A 15,711-nucleotide genomic window follows, 5' to 3' on the forward strand; every position below is an offset into this window, starting at 1 on the left:
CTGTGCTTCCTCACTTTATACAGATACATTCTATTATTATATGCGATCTGTATTCAGCATAGCATAAACCGGTGCACAGCACAATCCATACATTCCGGATATCTCTAGCCCTTCATGGCCTCTTCCAGGATATGCAGACAGTTCTGCATGGATGCTTCAAATTCTTCTTCATTATTATTTTGGAACAGGATCAGATCATCCTTCTCCTTAGGATCATCCAGATTCTCCGGAATGGAGAAATCACAGGATGCAATATACTCATCCCAGTGTGCCAGCTTCCAGGTATCACGATCGGAATTTCTGGCGATCATACGCTCATGTACGATCTCCGGAGATGTTTCCACCCATACGACCACCAGCGTTGCATTTTTCTCTGCAAGCTTGGCTTTCAGATTATGAATATAATCCATATCCCGGATCTCCTGGGTAAAGGGTGCATTGATCAATACAATATCATCATAATCCAATGCTTCCATAGCCAGATTCACAACACACTCGTACTCATAGTCACGGATATTTTTTTCAAAAAAGTCACTGCTTCTGTCATAAGGCTGTCCCGCTACTACAAATATCTGTTTTGACAATGTAATCAAAGTATCCTTGTCCAAATATACCACATGCTGCAGTCTCTTCGCCAAAGCTTTGGAAATATAAGTTTTTCCGCAGGCAGGTGGTGATGTTACCAGGATCAATTTCTTAACCATAAAAATCTTCCTTTCCGCTATGTATTTATTATTATCTGTCCCCTTTTCAATTAGATATAGCGCGATTTTTTGAGATTGTCAACTATTTATCAAACTTTTTTGGCTGTTGACTTGTCAACATCCATGTGTTACACTTCATAGAGTTGTTGTTTCATCAACATTTTACAGGAGGATTGTCCATGCAGGATCGTTTTGAAAGATTCGTTGTGTCGATCACGGAATTGCACCGTTATCTGCAGAAATTAAAAGAACTGGAAATGGGGCAATTAGACTTAAAAGCAGGTTACACTATGTGTCTGTATTACCTTGGAAAACATCCGGAGGGGCTGACTGCCACACAGCTGACAGAGCTTTGTAAGGAAGATAAAGCTGCCATTTCCCGGACATTAAGCCAGTTAAGTGCTAAAGGCCTGGTGTCCTGTGAGTTGCCGGAAAACAAGCGTTCCTACCGCACTTTATATTATCTGACCGAGAAAGGCAGCACTGTAGTCAAAAAAATCGGTTCCCGGATCTACTCTGCACTGGCTCACGGCGGAGACGGCATGACAGAGGAACAGCGGGTGAATCTCTACGATTCCCTGGAGAGGATCTCCCATAATCTGGAACAATACCTTGCTGAGTTCCCTTCCGAGCATCCACAAAAAAAATGAGCAGGAAGAAACATTTAGCTGCCAAACTATAATAAAAAGAATAGGAATATTATCATGGAAAAAATACGTTTTATCACAGACTCCGCATCTGATATGAACCACCCCAGGGAGGATGTCACCATCCTGCCGCTGCACATCCGCTTCGGCGACGACGAATATGCAGACGGAGTCACCATCAGCCACAGAGAATTCTACGAAAAGCTGATCGAATGTGACACTCTCCCCACCACCAGCCTGGTATCTCCCGCTGTCTTTGAAGCCGCTTATGAGCAGGCAGTCTCCGCGGGGGAGACCGTCATCGTGATCACTATCTCCGGTAAATTGTCCGGCACCTGCCAAAGTGCCCGGATCGCTGCTGAAGATTATGAGGGTAGGGTATTCGTCGTAGACAGCATGAATGCCACCATAGGAGAACGCATTCTGGTAGAGTATGGTCTGCAATTAAAGGATCAGGGTAAATCCGCAGAAGAAATTGTCAGCATTCTCGAAAAGGAGAAATCCAAGATCCACACCATGGGACTTCTGGACACCTTGGAATACCTGAAAAAAGGCGGACGTATCTCCTCTACCGTGGCATTCATCGGCGGTGCACTGGCCATCAAGCCTGTGGTCGCTGTCTCAGACGGTGAGATCATTATGCTCGGGAAAGCCCGCGGTTCCAAAAACGGCAGTAACTTTCTGATCCGTGAGATAGAAAAAGCTGACGGTGTGGATTTCTCCCGTCCTTTCTGTCTGGGTTATACCGGTCTGAGTGATGAGCTGTTGCAAAAATACATTCACGACAGCGAACATCTGTGGAAGGATTACGCAAAGGAACTTCCCATCAGCACTCTGGGAGCCACCATCGGAACCCATGTAGGCCCCGGAGCTGTTGCGGTTGCCTTTTTTGAACACTAATAGATAGAACTAAATATAAAAATCCCGAAGACTTCACACAGTCTCCGGGATTTCTTATTTGTCTTTTGTTTCTCTGATTAAGCAGCCTTTTTCGCTTTCTTTTCTTTCATCTGCTTAACGAAGGTCTGTGCACCTTCCACTACCAGGAAGATTGCCAAAACTGCCATTGCAGCTGCGAAGAACAGCTGGAACCAGTCACCCCATGTAGCAGTGCCGGCACCGATTGCCTTGCACTTGTTAATCACGGTGATCACCAGGCTGGTCAGAGTTGCAGCAAGCATGAATACCATAGGGAAGTAGAACATCTTGTTGTTCTTACCAACTTCACCCAGCCATGCAGCTACTGCCATCAGTGCGATACCTGCGAGCAGCTGGTTCGCTGCACCAAACAGACCCCAGATCTGGCTTAAGGACAGACCGCCGAGGATACAGCCGATCAGTACCATGGATACAGTACCGAACAGAGGATGAGCCAGCACCTTACGTGCACCCTTGGCATCCTTGTAAGTAGCTTCGCCTTCCTTCAGGAACAACTCGGAGAACATGAAACGGCTCAGACGGGTACCGGTATCCAGACTGGTCAGTGCGAATACGGATACAGACAGTGTGAGCAGTGCGTAGATCGTACCGTATGCCTTGGAGGTCTCGGTACCGAACATGGATGCAATACCAGCAGCGAATGCAGCTGCGGGAGATCCGAACTCACCGTTTAAATACTTCTGATATACTGCACCGACTGCTACCAGCGCGATGATACCCAGAGCAGACTCGATCAGCATGGAGCCGTAACCGATAGCCTTGGCATCCTTCTCGTTCGCTAACTGCTTGGAAGAAGTACCGGTAGCGATCAGGCTGTGGAAACCGGAACATGCACCACATGCTACAGTGATGAACAGCATAGGGAACAATGTCTGTCCTGCCTTGGGCTCCCAGCTGGTAAACGCAGGGATATCGAATGCGACAGTACCGGTGAAAGCACCGGCAACGACACCGATGAATGCCAGACCGATCATAGCATACAGCAGGAAACTGGACAGGTAGTCACGGGGCTGCAACAGGATCCATACGGGAACCAGGGAAGCCACTGCGATGTAAACACCTACAAATACGATCCATGCGATACGGTTCATGGCAAATCCAACGTTCAGACCTATAACAGTAATAGCTACGATACCGATGATACCACCGATGGTAGCGGGCAGAGTCTTAACGCCCATTCTGTTGGTCACATAACCATAAATAACAGCCAGAACGATGAACAGCAGAGAGATCATTGCGGTAGACTGATTACCGGTAGGATTGGTCACAAAACCGAAAGCGGTCTTGCCGGCATCATCCGCCAGGGTCAGGAAAGTACCTGCCACAATGTTAACGAAGGAAGCGATTACCAGGATCAGCACCAGAAGTGCGAAGATGATGAAAAGCTTCTTAGCTCTGGATCCCATGGAATCCTCAATGATCTCACCTACAGATTTACCGTCATGTCTGATAGATGCGAATAAAGATCCGAAGTCCTGCAGACCGCCGAAGAAAATACCACCGATGATACACCACAGGAATACGGGAACCCATCCGAAGATGGAAGCCTGAATTGGTCCGTTGATCGGGCCTGCTCCGGCGATAGATGAAAAATGATGACCCATAAGTACGGCAGGCTTAGCTGCGACGTAATCCACACCATCTTCCTTCTCAATTGCAGGAGTCTTCTTGGTAGGATCGATGCCCCACTGTTTTGCCAGCCAGGAGCCATAGAACACATAGCCGATAAACAACAGTACAATAGCGGCTACAACGATTAATAATGCTGTCATTTGTGTTTCTCCTTTTCTTAATACACAGATTTAATTTATCATTGCCTTTTTTACGAGCTTCTTCAGAATCTGTCCGTGGCGGTTGTGGACGATCCGACCCGAAGACAGCTCGGCGACAATCAGACGATAATTGCTCCAGCCATGGAATCCCCAGAGGTAACTCTGATAATGCCTGCATTTTTTCACCTGTGCGAGAGCATCCTCCCCGGCATGAGCGGTCAGAATGATCAGGACGACATCACTGTTCCTGTGATTGGAAGACGGCTGCACATTTGCAGTTCCCCGCTCCCAGGCGATAGCGTCCAGTTCCAGAAGACGTTCCTTGGATAAAGATTCTTCTGTGGCAAAATACACGGTCTCGTTGGTGTCAATATCTGCCACCTTGGCTTTCTTGATCAGAAAATACTGCTCATTATGGGATCCGAAGATTGCTTCGGCTGCGAATGGCGGTTCTACAGCCTCTGTTTTGATATTGTAGTAGGTCTGATAAGATCGCAGGACGCGTTCCAGCGCTTCCCCGGGAGTAAGTGTCTTTTGTAATTCCATTCTGCTTTCCTTTTAAGCATGCGTAATCGATTACATTTACGTTCATGCTATTGATAACTTTAGCACGTCGAAGTGTCAAATGCAACGGATTTTTTAGCATTTCTTTACACTTTTTTTATAAATACATACTTTATCGTTATATGTTAGTCCTCTGACAGCTTTTTTCCAAGGTGCAAATTTAACCTATATACCATTACAAATTTAATCTCTTTATCTGGATAAACTTATTGACTTTTGTTGGGTAACCGGAAATCATTCTAAAAAAAGCAGCCGATTTTCATCAGCTGCCGATTTTTAGGAATGATTCTTCTCTTCCTTGATCTCCCAATGGATCAGGAAAGTCAGTGCCGCACGAAGTCCGATGATACCGGCTACGGTAACGATCTCCTTCCAGTCTCTGACAATAACGGTCTTAAGGATCTCACTGCACAACTTGAATTCCAGCCCTACAGCAAGCCCCTGCGCCAGGGTGATCTTCATATCCGGCACCCGCCGCACATAATTATAAAACCCTTTCAGACCGGAGAGAATAATAACGATCACTCCGACAAATTCAAAGAACAGTATTGCCACCTGGACAATATTGTTCATCACGTTTTCCAGGAATTCAATGATAAGCTCTATGTGGAACATGCACAGCCCCCCGCTTTTCTTACACTTCTTTTTTCATTGTAGCGTATCCAAAAAGGGCGTGCAAGATATATCTTTATCTTTTTATCAGCTATTTTTCTTCTGTTTTCAATAATTCCTGCATGGTATGCCACCCCAGCACCGCGCATTTTACCCTGGCAGGCATGTGGGCGATATCCTGCAGCACGGAGGCCTCTTCCAGCTCATCCTTCTCTTCATCGGTGATACTTCCCTTGATCATTTTCAGGAACAGGTCTGCCAGATGCAACGCTTCCTCCTTGCTTCTGCCAATGACCAGCTCCAGCATCATGTCCGCGGAAGCCTGGGAGATGGCACAGCCATCTCCTTCAAAGGCACCGTCCACGACTACACCGTCCTCCACCTTCAGTTCCAGGAAAATATCATCGCCGCAGCTGGGATTGACACCTTCTAACACCAGGTTCGCATCCTCCAGCTTGTGCTTGTGATACGGATGCAGGTTGTGCTCCGTCAGGATCTCATTATAAAACGTTTTATTCTCCATAGCCCATCTGTCTCCTTATCCCTGCAAGACTTGTTAAAAATGCCTGTATCTCTTCTTCCGTATTGTAGACGCCCAGACTCACTCTGGTGGTAGACAACACTTTCAGGTGCTGTAGTAACGGCTGGGCGCAGTGATGTCCCGCCCGGACTGCGATGTGATCTGCATCTAAAACAGATGCCACATCATGGGGATGCACGCCGTCCAGTTTAAATGTCACGATACCGTGATGATCCTCCGCTTTCTGCGATCCTAAAATATGCACCGCAGGGATCTCCTTCATCCCATCCATCAGCAGTTTTGTCAGCTTTGCTTCTCTCTCTTCGATGAAATCAAAGCCGATCTTCTGCACATAACGGATAGCCTCTGCGAGGGCATAAGCACCGGCGCCGTTCACCGTACCTGCCTCGAACTTATGAGGCACCTCTGCCCACACGGCTCCTGTACGGCTGACGGAATCGATCATTTCTCCACCGCATAAAAACGGGGGCATCTGCTCTAACAGCTCTCTCCTCGCATATAACACACCGATTCCCATGGGAGCGTACATTTTATGCCCGGAAAATGCCAGAAAATCCACATCCAGATCCTGTACGTCCACTGCCATATGGGGCACGCTCTGGGCTCCGTCTGCCACGAAATAAGCGCCTGCCTCATGTGCCAGCTGTGCAAAACGCTTGATATTGTTTTTGCAGCCCAGCACATTGGATACCTGGGTCATGGCAACGATCTTCGTTCGGTCGCTCAGTGCCTCCTTAAAAGCTTCCTCGGTATATTTTCCGTCTTCGGTGCACTCCAGATACTTCACCACCGCACCGGTTCTGGCTGCCGCCTGCTGCCAGGGCAGAAGATTGCTGTGGTGCTCCATAATGCTCACCAGGATCTCATCTCCCGGTTTCAGTACCAGAGAGCCGAGACTGTACGCCACCAGATTTAAGCCTTCCGTGGCATTGCGGACGAAGACGATCTCCGCTGTCTCTCTCGCATTTAAAAAGCCCCGGACCGTCTCTCTGGCTTCTTCGTATTTTTCGGTTGCTGCCTCTCCAAGCTCGTATAGTCCGCGCAGGGGATTGGCATTGTATTTTTCATAAAATTCCCGCTCTGCTTCCAGGACACAGGCCGGCTTCTGTGAAGTCGCTGCGGTATCCATATAGATCACTTTCTGATTCTCCAGCAGAGGAAAATCCTTGCGGATCTCGTTGACTGAAATACTCATACTTCCTCCTGTTATCTTACTCTTTACGCTTCCTCTTCTTCCACGGCTCTGCCCAGGAACTTTTGTACCTTTGCCTGTGTGGCGGGATCGGGGATCTTGCGGCAGACCGCATCCACCTTCGCCATCGCCATCATCTCATAGATCTGCTCTCTGTTCATGCCGCGGCTCTCCAAGTAGAACAGCAGCTCATCATCCAGCTTACCGATGGTGGCGCCGTGATTGCCTTCCACATCTTCCTCCGCACAGAGGATCAGGGGAATGGTCTGGTTCACCACGTCATTAGACAATAACAGTACGTCCTCTTTTTCATTGCCTACCGCACCCTTGGCACCCCATTTGAAGTCAATGGTGCCGCGGTATAATTTGAAGGCATGATCTCTTAACACGCCTCCGGCCTGCATATTACTCTGGGTCTTTTTCCCCTCATGCAGAGCCACATAATTCATATCCAGTCTGCCTTCGCCGTCTACGATGTAGGCGGTATCCGTGTTCACGCTGCTCTCTCTGCCCTGCAGAGTGGTCTTGCATCCTAAATACGTATTTTTACCGCCCAGGATCAGCTGGATCACTTCCAGGGAAGCCTTCTCCTCACACAGGGCACCGATATCATTCATAAAAGTAAAATCACTGCCCAGTCTCTGCACCTGGATCAGCCGGAGCTTCGCGCCTTCTTCCAGATACAGTCTGGTGGATACCGCTGCCTGACCTGACGCCTCCCTGTCGGAAGCAAAGTCCTCGATCACGGTGATCTCACTGTTTTTACCTGCTTTTACCGCTACAGCTCCCGCCTGTAAGCTGTTCTGTGCATAGGCATAATCAAGCAGTAACGGCTGCACCTCTGTCACATCCGCGGGCACCTCATAATGTTTTGCTTTTACTCCCGCTGCGGCAAGCAGACCGTCCATATCTTCCCCCATACCGGAGGCAATCCCTGCAAAATCCGCATTCCAGGGCTTAGCTCCTTCGTTTTCAGCGGTCGTTATCTTCTCCGGCAGAGTGACTTTTGCCTCTCCGGCCGCGGGGATCTCTATTTTCTCCAACTGCGTCTCGTTCATGCGAAGCCAGTTCCATGTCTTAGAGGGCAGTCGGTTGATGGTCATATTATATTCTTTTTCCATATTCTGTCCTCCCTTTACCCGATGCTTCCTTTCATCTCCAGGCGGATCAGGTTGTTCATCTCTACCGCATATTCCAACGGCAGCTCCTTCGATACATTGTCCGCGAAGCCGCTGACGATCATGGCTCTGGCGTCCTCCTCGGAGATACCACGGGACATCAGATAGAACACTGCCTCGTCGCTGATCCTGCCGATCTTCGCCTCATGCCCGATATCGGCATCCTGGGTACGGATATCCATCGCCGGGATGGTATCGGAACGGGACTTGTCGTCCAGCATCAGGGACTGGCAGGATACGGCGGATTTACTCTTTGCCGCACTGTTCTTCACTACCACGGAGCTTCGGAACGTACTGATCCCGCCATCCTTGGAGATGGACTTCGTGTTGATATAAGAAGTGGTCTCCGGTGCATTGTGAACCACTTTCGTACCGGTATCCAGATTCTGTCCGGCTCCGGCGAAAGTAATACCGGTAAATTCCGCTCTCGCTCCCTTACCGTTCAGCACGCTCATGGGATAGAGATAGGATACGTGAGATCCGAAGGAACCGGATACCCATTCTATGGTACCGCCTTCTTCCACCAGCGCCCGCTTGGTGTTCAGATTGTACATATTCTTGGACCAGTTCTCGATGGTGGAGTAACGCAGTTTTGCATTTTTCCCCACGAACAACTCCACACAGCCGGCATGGAGGTTCGCCACATTGTACTTCGGGGCGGAACAGCCTTCGATAAAATGCAGGTATGCACCCTCGTCCACAATGATCAGGGTATGCTCGAACTGTCCGGCTCCCGGTGCGTTCAGTCGAAAATAGGACTGCAAAGGGATCGTCACGGACACTCCGGGGGGAACATATACGAAGGAGCCACCGGACCACACAGCACCGTGCAGCGCTGCGAATTTGTGGTCTCTGGGGGTCACCAGCTTCATAAAATGCTTCCGTACCATATCCGCATATTCCCCGTTCAGGGCACTCTCCATATCGGTATAGACTACGCCCTGGGCTGCCACTTCTTCCCTGACATTGTGATATACCAGCTCGGAATCATATTGTGCCCCCACACCGGCGAGGGACTTCCGCTCCGCCTGTGGGATCCCTAATTTTTCGAAGGTATCCTTGATGTCCTCCGGCACTTCAGACCATTTGGCACTCATATGGGTATTAGGTTTTACATAGGTTACGATGTCTTCCATGTTCAGACCCTCAATAGAGGGACCCCAGTCGGGAACTTCCATCTCATTATAGATCTGCAGAGACTGTAATCTGAAATTTGCCATCCATGCGGGATCCCTCTTTTTCTCGGAAATCTCCGCCACAATATCGGGAGTCAGTCCCTTTTTAATACGATAGACGTCCTTCTCCTCATTACGGATATCATAAATGCTTCTGTTGACGTCTTCCACGTATGTCTTTTCACGTTCACTCATTCAGATCGTCAACCTCCTTATGCTTCCAGAAAACGCTCGAAACCATGCTCGTTGATCTCGTCTACCAGGGAAGCATCGCCGGATGCCACGATTCTGCCATTTACCAACACATGGGTCTTGTCCACATGGAGAGACTCTAAAATTCTGGTGCTGTGGGTGATGATCAGCAGCGCACCTTTTTTGTCCTTCTGGTACTCTTCCACGCCCTTGGATACCGTACGTACCGCATCCACATCCAGACCGGAATCGGTCTCATCCAAGATTGCCAGAGAGGGTTTTAACATAAGTAACTGTAAGATCTCTGCCTTTTTCTTCTCACCGCCGGAGAATCCCACGTTCAGATCACGGTCACCGTAAGAAGGATCCATCTGTAATACCTCCATAGCCTGCTCCAGCTCCTTTTTGAAGGTCCACAGCTTGATACGGGAACCGCTCCTCTGTTCCACGGCATTACGGATGAAATTCCGAAGAGATACTCCGGGTACCTCCAGGGGATTCTGGAAGGACAGGAAAATACCGTCCTTCGCTCTCTGGTCTGCAGTTTCCTCTAATAATTCCTTCCCTTTGAACAGGATCTCACCACCGGTCACCTCATAACGGGGGCTTCCCATGATGGTGTAACCCAATGTGGATTTTCCAGCACCGTTGGGTCCCATGAGGACATGGGTCTCTCCGGGACGAACCTCTAAATCTATTCCATGAAGGATGGGCTTGTCCTCTACACTTACGGACAAGTTACGCACCTGTAATAATTGTTCTGACATATACTTCCTCCTATCTCTAGCGTCCAACTAGGAATTACTACATCATTATATACAAGCATCTGCAAATATGCAACATATAATTCCTACAAAAGTGCCGTACATTCCAAATCCATTATATTACATTTTTAACCAACACCGGATTCCACCACAAAAGGCCAGTGGATCAAAATCCACTGACCTTCTTGTATTCCTGTAATTTTTCTTTTGCTGCAGGAGTCAGATTCTTAGGCACCTGAATCTGGATCACGACATACTGATCGCCGTGGGCATTTTTATCCTTCATGGATACCACACCCTTGCCTTTCAGACGGATCTTACTGCCGGACTGCGTACCTTCCTTCACTTTGCACATGACATCGCCGTACAACGTGGGCACACGGATCTCACCGCCCAAGGCCGCAGTAGTATAGGGGATATTGACCGTAGTATACAGATCCTGTCCTCTACGCTCCCAGCCCGGTTTCTCCTGTACCGTCACCTTCAGATACAGGTCACCGCTCTCACCGCCGGAGTAACCTTCACCGCCCTTACCTTTCAGGCGGATACTTTTACCGGTATCAATACCTGCCGGAATGTGCACCTGCACGGATTCGGACTTGCCGGTAGCCGGATCTCTTAAGGTAAAGGTCTTGTCGCAGCCATGCATTGCTTCGTCAAAACTGATGGTGATGCCGGATTCCACATCCTGACCTTTGCTACGGTAGTTTGCCCGGCTGCCCCGTCTGGAGCCTTTCTGTCCCTTGAAATACTGACCGAACAAATTGTCAAAAATATCCTCATCCCCGCCGAAGCTGCCGAAATCCCCGGTACCGAAACCGCTTCCTCCCGTACTGTAATGGAACGTGCCGTTACCAAAGCCTCCGAAACCATCGGTACCAAATCCGCCGGTACCTCCATTGTAGTGGAAACCTCCTCCGTTCTTAAACTGCTCCTGATACTGTCTGGCTGCCTCCTCGTTAAATCCCTCCTGGAAAGCAGCAAAACCGTAAGTATCATATAGTTTCTTCTTTTTTTCATCCCCCAGCACATCGTAAGCCTCGTTGACTTCCTTCAGCTTCTCCTCTGCCACAGGGTCTCCTGCATTGGTATCCGGATGGTATTTTTTCGCCAGTTTCCGGTATGCTTTTTTTATCGCTGCGGCGTCCGCTGTCTTGCTGACACCCAATACTTCATAATAATCTCTTTTTGTTGTCTTCGTCATATTCCCTCCATTCTGCCCAACCGGTGAGCCACACAACCAAGACGTTTTCCATGTAAAAATCAGCCACACAGTTTCCTGCGCGGCTGACCACTTCACATCTCTTTTCAAGCAATTGTCTGCTGTTGCAGTCGCTTGTTCCTCTTACAGAGATTATATTATCACTACTGCTTAGCACTCGCAAGTCCCGAGTGCTAAAAAATATATTAAATAATCATAAAATCCATAAACCGGCTATTACAATTTGCCACCCTTAGAACCGCCAAAGCTTGCGGAATTCAGGATATTGGTGTCAAAGGTAAAGGTCAGTCTCTCCTCGGTGCGGGCTCTCTTCAAAGACAGCTGGATCATACGATCCAGAAGCTCTTTGTAAGGAACTCCTACCGGCTCCCACAGATAAAATGCCAGAGATCCCGGGATGGTATTGATCTCGTTAAAATACAGCTTGCCGTTGTCCTCATCGATCATAAAGTCGATACGGGACACACCGTTACAGCCCAGTGCTTTAAAGGATCTGACTGCCAGCTCCCGGACTTCCTCTCTCTTCTCCGGAGACAGTTCTGCCGGAATTTTGCGGGATACGCTCGCCATGCCCTTGGAGCCGCTGCCCTTGGCATTGCTGACGTATTTATCTTCATAACTTAAGATATCTTTGGTGTGCAGGGGTTCTTCGCACTCGGAAGCAATAGCGTCATTCTCATCTCCCAGTACCGAGCAGTTGATCTCACGTAAATTGGTGATGGCGTGCTCCACCAGCACTTTGGTCGCATACTTGAACGCATCGTCGACGGAGTGGGTCAGTTCCACACGATTTTTAGCTACACTGATGCCTACGCTGGAGCCTAAGTTGACCGGTTTTACGATCACGGGATATCCCAGTCCTTTTTCCACTTTGTCAAGGAGAGTCTCTATCTGTGCATAATCCGACAGCGTATACAGCTGTGCATCCAGTACCGGAACATCACACTCTTTTAATACAGCTTTCATAATGTATTTGTCCATGCCGATGGCGGATGCGGTCACATCACAGCCCACGAAGGGGATGCCCATGGTCTTCAGGTAACCCTGGAAAGCGCCGTCCTCCACATTGGTACCATGTACTACGGGGAAAGCCACGTCGATCTCTACCGGTTTCTTCCCGCCGAACAGCTTCACCGGGAATGGTGTCAGGAATACCTTTCCATCCTCATTGGTCATGATCACTCTCTGGGACTTTTTCAACAGTTCATCGATATTTTTATAGGATTCGATCTTGCCGATCTCCTCACCGATGTACATTTCATTGCGCTTGGTCATATAGACCGGAATTACTTCGTATTTGTCTGTGTCCATATTCATGACAGCCTGGATGCCGGAGATCACGGATACTTCGTGCTCTACACTCTTGCCGCCAAACAGCATTGCTACTCTTGTCTTCATCTATTTTTCCTCCTGGATTTTCCTACTCTCTATCAACTATCCGGAACCACTTTTGCAAAATCGCACCTGAATCGTCTAATAGTTATCCGTCAGGTCATTCTCTAATAAAATATACTTATGTCCCTGCCCTTTGATGGCATAGGCGTAAGATACGGCTTCCTCCAGCTTGTCGAATACCAGGCATTTCTCTTCCGGGAATCCCTTCTCCAACACGCCCTCCCTGATGGGCTCGGTGTGCCGTCTGCCCACTAACAAGATGTAATCGCAACAATCCGCTGCGTAGTTACCGAATTTATGATTGTATTCCGCTTCCTTGTCACCCAGCTCCACCATGCCCGGCGTGATCAGGATCCGGATACCATCAAACATAGCCAGCGTCTCGACCGCTGCCCTGGAACCTACAGGGTTGGAATTATAAGCATCGTCAATAATGGTCACGAGGCCGTGCTCCCGCATCTGCATACGATGAGGCACCGGCTCGATCCGGCGTACCGGGATCCGCAGTTCCTGCAGCGTCATGCCCATTTTATGAGCAACTGCGATAGCCCCCACCACATTGATGACATTGTGGGCACCGATGAGACGCATCTGGAATCTCTCGCTCTCGCCGTCCGGGGTCACTACCGTGAACTCCGTACCTAACTGGGATACCTTCACATCTTTGGCACAGTATCCTGTCCCTTCCGTCTCAGAATAATAGAAGATTTTCTCCGGGGTCTGATCATAAGCGGGAGAAGCTGCCTGCTGCTGAATATAATCGTTGTCACCGTTCAAGAACAGCATGCCGCCTTCCGGCAGGGCATCCGCCAGCTCGAACTTCGTCTTTTGAATATTCTCCATGTTAAAAAAGGTCTCTAAATGCTGCGGTCCGATAGATGTGATCACACCGTGATCGGGATGCACCATATCGCAGATCTCCTTGATATCGCCCACATGGCGGGCACCCATCTCACAGACAAAGATCTCTGTGGTGGGCTTCAGGGAACCGCGGATGGTCCTCACCACACCCATAGGCGTATTGAAACTCTCAGGCGTCACCAGTACATTATATTTTTCCTGTAAAAGTGTCTGCAAATAGAACTTGACGCTGGTCTTGCCGTAGCTGCCGGTCACACCGATGACGGTAAGTCCCGGGACGCTTTTCAGCTTTCTCACAGCATCATTGATATAATGCTGATTGATCCCCGCCTCCATGGGATGATTGATGACATTAGCCACAATATCCAGAAACAGATTCACAGATACCAGGATCAGGCACAGTCCCGGGATCCGCTTCATTCCGCCCAATCCACACACCAGAGCGAATACCGCAGCCGTAAGGATCAGCTCCGTAGCGAGCAATCTCTTGACCCGGGCGGTATACACCAGCTTTTTCTTCGTGTTCATCCGCTTCATGGCACGATATACCACGATGATCACGAGCAGTATCAGATACTCGAAGATTTCAAGGGCAAGATATGGGAACACACAGGTCACAATGCCCAGTGCCAGGCCAAAATAGAGAATCCATTGTAGCCGGAACTTCTTCTTCAGCCAGTGAAGGTGTTCTTTATTCTTATAGCCGTTCTGCTGGAACATATGCATGTTATACCGCATGGTATAAAAATATGCCGGAACCGCAAGCACGACCGCTATCAGCACACGTATGATCATTTCAAATATGCCTCCATAATTCCCCGGAACTGTGCCGGTTTCTCAAGGAAAGAAAAATGACCGGTTCCCGGGATCACTGCCAGGCCGCAGTTGGGTATCTTCTCTTCCATAATATGTGCATCCCGGATAGGAGTTGCCGTATCCTGATCTCCCCAGATCAGCAGTACTTCCTGACGGATCTTCGGAAGCAGCTCCGTCAGATCCTCATTGATCGCCTTCACCATACACTGACGCATCATGGGTGTCGCATTGCGGTAGTCTGCCGATCCCTGTCGGCTCCTCCAGTCATCGATCACCTCCGGGAACATGGCATAGATCAGCTTCATGTTCAGGAATTTCTTCAAAATCTTGTACTTGCGGATCTTCCATTTCTGTGCAGTAGTCCGCACCGGCAGGACACCGGCACTGTCGATCAGGATAATATTCGTGATCTCAAAAGGGATGCTCTCTCTGGCCGCCAGCTTGATGATCACGCGTCCGCCGTAGGAATGCCCGATGAGGGTGGCCTGCTTTACCTGCATTACTTCCATAAATCTGCAGAAAAAGTCCGCAAATCCGTCCACATCCCAGGGTTCCTTCGGTTCATCGCTGCCGCCGAAACCCGGGAAATCGAACTGGATCACACGGTACCTGCTGCCGTCTATCACACCGGCTACGGAATCATACACTCCCAGATCCGTACCCCAGCCCTGTAAGATCACGACTGTCTTATCGCCGGTACCGGTTGTTTTATAACATATATTATATCCGTCTACTACTATATTCATTGAAAACCTCAATTCAGTGTCATTGCTGTTACAATCTTTTATTATAATCGGAATCTGCTGCAATGGCAACCGAAAACAAATCCGTTTATTTCCTCAGGTTTCGTCCTCCGTGTCCAATCCCTGCATCAGAATACGATTCCACTCTGCATTATTACTTTCCAGTTCTTTCTTCTGCATAATACGATTGCGGTCACTTAGGATCGCCAGCATTTCGTCCGCAATCTCCTCCGGCGGCAGATCAGAATAATGACACAGATAACCGATCATACGGCTCGCCGTAAAATCCGTATTCAGATTCTTCGTCACCAGATTACAGAACGATTCCGGATAGCCGCGGGATAGGAGCATTTTATATAATTGCATACTTTGAGGAGATCTTGGTTTCATATTT

16 protein-coding genes are annotated in these 15,711 nt (G+C 48.9%); 2 read left to right on the forward strand and 14 right to left on the reverse strand.

Translation table 11 applies throughout. The features are described from left to right. Positions 1-104: 104 nt before the first annotated feature. Entirely contained in the window at positions 105-704 is a 600-nt protein-coding gene (locus tag FYJ59_RS11620; protein ID WP_154497435.1) for an AAA family ATPase, read from the reverse strand. Positions 705-883: 179 nt separating this feature from the next. On the opposite strand from FYJ59_RS11620, the gene FYJ59_RS11625 reads away from it, so the two are divergent. After that, a complete protein-coding gene (locus FYJ59_RS11625; protein WP_154497437.1) occupies positions 884-1,354 on the forward strand; it encodes a MarR family winged helix-turn-helix transcriptional regulator in 471 nt (156 codons plus the stop codon). Between the two features lie 54 nt (positions 1,355-1,408). Then, positions 1,409-2,251, forward strand: a complete 843-nt coding sequence (locus FYJ59_RS11630; protein WP_154497439.1) for a DegV family protein — start codon at positions 1,409-1,411, stop codon at positions 2,249-2,251. Positions 2,252-2,328: 77 nt separating this feature from the next. Here the strand turns inward: FYJ59_RS11630 and FYJ59_RS11635 are convergent, their stop codons facing one another. From FYJ59_RS11635 to FYJ59_RS11695, 13 genes are all read right to left on the reverse strand, one after another. Continuing rightward, positions 2,329-4,062, reverse strand: a complete 1,734-nt coding sequence (locus tag FYJ59_RS11635) for a carbon starvation CstA family protein (RefSeq protein WP_154497441.1) — start codon at positions 4,060-4,062, stop codon at positions 2,329-2,331. Between the two features lie 30 nt (positions 4,063-4,092). Further along, positions 4,093-4,608, reverse strand: a complete 516-nt coding sequence (locus FYJ59_RS11640) for a hypothetical protein (RefSeq protein WP_154497442.1) — start codon at positions 4,606-4,608, stop codon at positions 4,093-4,095. A gap of 294 nt (positions 4,609-4,902) precedes the next feature. Beyond that, entirely contained in the window at positions 4,903-5,220 is a 318-nt protein-coding gene (locus tag FYJ59_RS11645) for a DUF1622 domain-containing protein (protein ID WP_117464798.1), read from the reverse strand. 109 nt (positions 5,221-5,329) lie between these two features. After that, positions 5,330-5,761 carry a Fe-S cluster assembly sulfur transfer protein SufU gene (gene sufU, locus FYJ59_RS11650; RefSeq protein WP_022152742.1) on the reverse strand — a complete coding sequence of 144 codons (432 nt, stop codon included), beginning with the start codon at positions 5,759-5,761 and terminating at the stop codon, positions 5,330-5,332. Further along, a complete protein-coding gene (locus tag FYJ59_RS11655) occupies positions 5,751-6,974 on the reverse strand; it encodes an aminotransferase class V-fold PLP-dependent enzyme (protein ID WP_154497444.1) in 1,224 nt (407 codons plus the stop codon). The genes sufU and FYJ59_RS11655 overlap by 11 nt, the downstream gene beginning before the upstream one ends. A gap of 23 nt (positions 6,975-6,997) precedes the next feature. Then, positions 6,998-8,092, reverse strand: a complete 1,095-nt coding sequence (locus tag FYJ59_RS11660; RefSeq protein WP_154497447.1) for a SufB/SufD family protein — start codon at positions 8,090-8,092, stop codon at positions 6,998-7,000. Positions 8,093-8,106: 14 nt separating this feature from the next. Continuing rightward, complete coding sequence (gene sufB / locus FYJ59_RS11665) at positions 8,107-9,519, reverse strand: Fe-S cluster assembly protein SufB (RefSeq protein ID WP_154497450.1); 1,413 nt, start codon at positions 9,517-9,519, stop codon at positions 8,107-8,109. Between the two features lie 17 nt (positions 9,520-9,536). After that, a complete protein-coding gene (gene sufC / locus FYJ59_RS11670) occupies positions 9,537-10,283 on the reverse strand; it encodes a Fe-S cluster assembly ATPase SufC (protein ID WP_154497453.1) in 747 nt (248 codons plus the stop codon). Between the two features lie 163 nt (positions 10,284-10,446). Then, positions 10,447-11,484 carry a DnaJ C-terminal domain-containing protein gene (locus FYJ59_RS11675; RefSeq protein ID WP_154497456.1) on the reverse strand — a complete coding sequence of 346 codons (1,038 nt, stop codon included), beginning with the start codon at positions 11,482-11,484 and terminating at the stop codon, positions 10,447-10,449. A gap of 234 nt (positions 11,485-11,718) precedes the next feature. Beyond that, positions 11,719-12,900: a D-alanine--D-alanine ligase family protein gene (locus tag FYJ59_RS11680; protein ID WP_154497459.1), complete on the reverse strand. Its 1,182-nt coding sequence runs from the start codon at positions 12,898-12,900 to the stop codon at positions 11,719-11,721. A 75-nt stretch (positions 12,901-12,975) separates the two neighbouring features. After that, positions 12,976-14,553, reverse strand: a complete 1,578-nt coding sequence (locus FYJ59_RS11685) for a UDP-N-acetylmuramoyl-tripeptide--D-alanyl-D-alanine ligase (RefSeq protein ID WP_154497462.1) — start codon at positions 14,551-14,553, stop codon at positions 12,976-12,978. Then, positions 14,550-15,320 carry an alpha/beta fold hydrolase gene (locus FYJ59_RS11690; RefSeq protein ID WP_118693443.1) on the reverse strand — a complete coding sequence of 257 codons (771 nt, stop codon included), beginning with the start codon at positions 15,318-15,320 and terminating at the stop codon, positions 14,550-14,552. Before FYJ59_RS11690 ends, FYJ59_RS11685 begins: the two co-directional genes overlap by 4 nt. A 93-nt stretch (positions 15,321-15,413) precedes the next feature. Further along, positions 15,414-15,707 (reverse strand): hypothetical protein, encoded by a 294-nt coding sequence (locus FYJ59_RS11695; RefSeq protein ID WP_205839534.1) that lies wholly within the window; start codon positions 15,705-15,707, stop codon positions 15,414-15,416. Between the last annotated feature and the right edge of the window lie 4 nt (positions 15,708-15,711).

Origin of the sequence: Waltera intestinalis (assembly GCF_009695995.1) — a bacterium.
Classification (GTDB): Bacteria; Bacillota; Clostridia; order Lachnospirales; family Lachnospiraceae; genus Acetatifactor; species Acetatifactor intestinalis.

Excerpts from the sequence above, each read along its gene's own strand:
- FYJ59_RS11620 (WP_154497435.1), bottom strand. The coding sequence starts at position 704 with ATGGTTAAGAAATTGATCCTGGTAACATCACCACCTGCCTGCGGAAAA.
- FYJ59_RS11625 (WP_154497437.1), top strand. The coding sequence starts at position 884 with ATGCAGGATCGTTTTGAAAGATTCGTTGTGTCGATCACGGAATTGCAC.
- FYJ59_RS11630 (WP_154497439.1), top strand. The coding sequence starts at position 1,409 with ATGGAAAAAATACGTTTTATCACAGACTCCGCATCTGATATGAACCAC.
- FYJ59_RS11635 (WP_154497441.1), bottom strand. The coding sequence starts at position 4,062 with ATGACAGCATTATTAATCGTTGTAGCCGCTATTGTACTGTTGTTTATC.
- FYJ59_RS11640 (WP_154497442.1), bottom strand. The coding sequence starts at position 4,608 with ATGGAATTACAAAAGACACTTACTCCCGGGGAAGCGCTGGAACGCGTC.
- sufU (WP_022152742.1), bottom strand. The coding sequence starts at position 5,761 with ATGGAGAATAAAACGTTTTATAATGAGATCCTGACGGAGCACAACCTG.
- FYJ59_RS11655 (WP_154497444.1), bottom strand. The coding sequence starts at position 6,974 with ATGAGTATTTCAGTCAACGAGATCCGCAAGGATTTTCCTCTGCTGGAG.
- FYJ59_RS11660 (WP_154497447.1), bottom strand. The coding sequence starts at position 8,092 with ATGGAAAAAGAATATAATATGACCATCAACCGACTGCCCTCTAAGACA.
- sufB (WP_154497450.1), bottom strand. The coding sequence starts at position 9,519 with ATGAGTGAACGTGAAAAGACATACGTGGAAGACGTCAACAGAAGCATT.
- sufC (WP_154497453.1), bottom strand. The coding sequence starts at position 10,283 with ATGTCAGAACAATTATTACAGGTGCGTAACTTGTCCGTAAGTGTAGAG.
- FYJ59_RS11675 (WP_154497456.1), bottom strand. The coding sequence starts at position 11,484 with ATGACGAAGACAACAAAAAGAGATTATTATGAAGTATTGGGTGTCAGC.
- FYJ59_RS11680 (WP_154497459.1), bottom strand. The coding sequence starts at position 12,900 with ATGAAGACAAGAGTAGCAATGCTGTTTGGCGGCAAGAGTGTAGAGCAC.
- FYJ59_RS11685 (WP_154497462.1), bottom strand. The coding sequence starts at position 14,553 with ATGATCATACGTGTGCTGATAGCGGTCGTGCTTGCGGTTCCGGCATAT.
- FYJ59_RS11690 (WP_118693443.1), bottom strand. The coding sequence starts at position 15,320 with ATGAATATAGTAGTAGACGGATATAATATATGTTATAAAACAACCGGT.
- FYJ59_RS11695 (WP_205839534.1), bottom strand. The coding sequence starts at position 15,707 with ATGAAACCAAGATCTCCTCAAAGTATGCAATTATATAAAATGCTCCTA.